3 protein-coding genes are annotated in these 2,941 nt (G+C 75.2%); 1 reads left to right on the plus strand and 2 read right to left on the minus strand.

Annotated features, from left to right (window positions below):
- Positions 1 to 505 (minus strand): inositol monophosphatase family protein (locus BN12_RS20595; RefSeq protein ID WP_327152680.1); only part of this gene is annotated, 505 nt, incomplete at its 3' end.
- A gap of 20 nt (positions 506 to 525) precedes the next feature.
- Positions 526 to 1,656 (minus strand): ferrochelatase, encoded by a 1,131-nt coding sequence (locus BN12_RS20600; RefSeq protein WP_048555397.1) that lies wholly within the window; start codon positions 1,654 to 1,656, stop codon positions 526 to 528.
- Positions 1,657 to 1,753: 97 nt separating this feature from the next.
- On the opposite strand from BN12_RS20600, the gene sepH reads away from it, so the two are divergent.
- On the plus strand, positions 1,754 to 2,941 hold a 1,188-nt coding region (gene sepH / locus BN12_RS23500), incomplete at its 3' end, for a septation protein SepH (protein ID WP_053080138.1).

A 2,941-nucleotide genomic window follows, 5' to 3' on the forward strand; every position in this document is an offset into this window, starting at 1 on the left:
CGAGCCCCAGGTCGTCGCAGCCGCTGTGGCCGATCCTCGTCCACGGCCCGTCGCCCCGGCGGCGCCACGCGCCCTCGCCGAGGGTCGCGCGGAACACCTCGCCGCTCGCAGGGGCGGCGACCACCCCGGCGACGGGCCGCCAGGCCCCCGGCGTCGTCGGGTCGCCGGTCACCGCGGCGACGGACACGGCATACGCAGGGATGTCGTAGAGGTAGTTGACGGTGCCGTCGATGGGATCGACGACCCAGGTGATGCCGGTCGTGCTCGGCGCGCTCGTGCCGCCCTCCTCCTCCCCGAGGAACGCGTCGCCGGGCCGGGCCCGCTCCAGCCGGGAGCGGATGAGCGCCTGGGCACGCTGGTCCATGACCGTCACGACGTCGGTGCGGCTCGACTTCGTCGCCGCGACGCCGAGATCCTCCGGCCGGTCACCGACGAGGGCGGCCGCCTCGAGGGTGACCGAGAGCGCCGTGGACCCCAGCGCGGCGAGCTCCGAGCCGGACGGCATACCCCCATCGTCGCGCATGGTCAGTCCCGGCCACACAGCGCCGGGCGGGGCGCACGAGGGTTCGGGCAGCAGCCGGCGGGACAGGTCGAGGGGCGCGGGCCGACCTGTGTCATCGGCGACCAGACCGGTGGGACCGTCTGCTCACCACGGGCCTGCGCCGCCCGCTCGAGGAGGAGGTCGACGAGCCCGGCGACGAAGGACGGAGCACGCCCCACCGTGGGGATCCGGACCATCCGGACGCCGAGGCGCTCACACGTCGCGGCCGCCTCCACGTCGAGGTCGTGGACCACCTCCATGTGGTCGGAGACGAACCCGACGGGCTGGAGGACGACGTCGGTCACGCCGGCCGCGGCGAGCTCCTCGATGCGGTCGTTGACGTCCGGCTCGAGCCACGGCTGATGCGGCGCTCCGGAACGCGAGCAGTAGACGAGCTCACCCGGCAGGCGGATGCCGAGCCGGCGGTCCACCTCCGCGAGGATCCCCGCACCGATCGCCTCGTGCTGTCGCTCGTAGAGCCTGCCCCCTGCGTCCGGAGGGCCGGACGTCTCGTTCATCGTCACGGGGATGGAATGCGTGACGAAGAGCACGTGCGGACGGCGCCCCGCGGAGAGGAGGGGCTCGACGGCCGCGACGAGCAGGTCGGCGTTCGTGGCCCCGAACGACGGGTGGTCCGCGAACGGCCGGATCTTGTCGACGACGACGTCGACGCCGGCCTCGGCGACCGCCGCGGCGAGGTCCTCCCGGTACTGGCGGCACGAGGAGTACGACGAGTAGGCGCTCGTCACGACGGCGACGACGCGGTGTATGCCACGCTCGGCCGCCTCGCGGAGCGCCTGCGCGGCGTACGGCTCGGCGTTGCGGTTGCCCCAGATGACGGGGACCTCGATGCCTCGGGCGGCGAGCTCGGCGGAGAGGTCGGCGAGCAGCCGACGGTTCTCGTCGTTGATCGGGCTGCGGCCTCCGACGGCGTAGTAGTGCTCGGCGACCGCCTCGAGCCGCTCGTCGGGGACCCCTCGACCGGCGACGACCCGGCGCAGGAAGGGCATGACCTCGTCGGTCGTCTCCGGCCCACCGAACGACAGGAGGAGGACGGCGTCGTAGGGTGCGACGAGGGCGGTGCGATCGGTCCGTGGCGTAGTCTGCGTGGTCATCTCGAAGCCAAACCTACCGGCGGCGGCGTGGTCCTCTCCTCCGGCGCTCACCGGGATGGCAGAGTCGGGGCACACGCCTGGATGGAAGAGAGACACCATGCGCGACCTGCGCCTCATCGGGGTCCACGAGGACGGCCGGCACCTTCTCCTCGCGGACGGGGAGGGCGGCCGGTTCCGGCTGCCCCTCGACGATGCCCTCCGCGCCGCCGCCCGGCGCGACCGGCCCCGGCTCGGCCAGATCCAGATCGAGCTCGATGGCGGTATGCGACCCCGCGAGGTCCAAGCGCTCATCCGGTCCGGTCTCACCTCCGAGGAGGTCGCCGAGCGGGCGGGGTGGACCGTCGAGAAGGTCCACCGCTACGAGGGCCCGGTCCTCGCCGAGCGCGAGTACGTCGCCGAGCTCGCCCGCGGGGTCCGGCTGCGCTCGTCGGGCAGCCCGGGTGGGCACACCCTCGCCGGCCGGGTGGGCGAGCGGCTCGCCGGGCGGGGCGTCGACGCCGCGGACGCCGCCTGGGACGCCGCGCGCGAGCCCCAGGGACAGTGGACCGTCCTGCTCCGCTTCCCCGCCGGTGGCCGGCAGCGCACCGCGGTCTGGGCCTTCGACCTGGCGACCCGCCACGTCTCCCCCAAGGACGACGAGGCCCGCTGGCTCACGGCGGACGACGCCGAGCCGGCCGGCCCTCTGGCGACCGGCGTGTCCGCCGCTGCCGCTCCGGCCGAGGTCGACGTCTACGACGTGGAGTCCGACGGTGGCGTCGGGGGAACGCGGAGCCGCCCGGAGCACGAGCCGGTCGATCTCATGGCAGCGATGCGCGAGTCGAGCGCCAGGGGCCGCCGGTCGCGCCGGCGCGGCGCCAGCCACCAGCAGCCGACACTGACCCCTGTCGACGACGTCGTGCCCGTCGAGGATGCCGATGCGCCTCCTCGCGCCGAGGACGCCCCCGTCGCCCGGTCGGTGCCCGCTCCCGATCCCGAGGCCCAGTCCGGATCCGGGGCCCAGTCCGGGACCGAGGCCGGGTCCGATCCCGAGGCCCAGTCCGGGACCGAGGCCGGGTCCGATCCCGAGGCGCAATCCGGGAACGAGGCCGGGACCGATCGCGGGACGGCGCCCGTCGCCGAGTCCGGGACGGTCGGCGAGTCCGAGGGGGTCGTCGCGCCCGGGCCTGAGGGCGCGGACCCGACGGCGCCGTCGGAGGGCACGTCGAGCCCCGAGTCGGCGGTCGACACCCAGGTCCCGGCCGCCCCCTCGGAGGGGGGGTCGCGCACCGTGCCGGCGCCGGACGCC

The organism is Nostocoides japonicum T1-X7 (assembly GCF_001046855.1).
GTDB classification, from domain to species: domain Bacteria; phylum Actinomycetota; class Actinomycetes; order Actinomycetales; family Dermatophilaceae; genus Nostocoides; species Nostocoides japonicum.

What these genes read in the sequence shown, in the direction of transcription:
- BN12_RS20600 (WP_048555397.1), bottom strand. Translation starts at nt 1,656, where the DNA reads ATGACCACGCAGACTACGCCACGGACCGATCGCACCGCCCTCGTCGCA.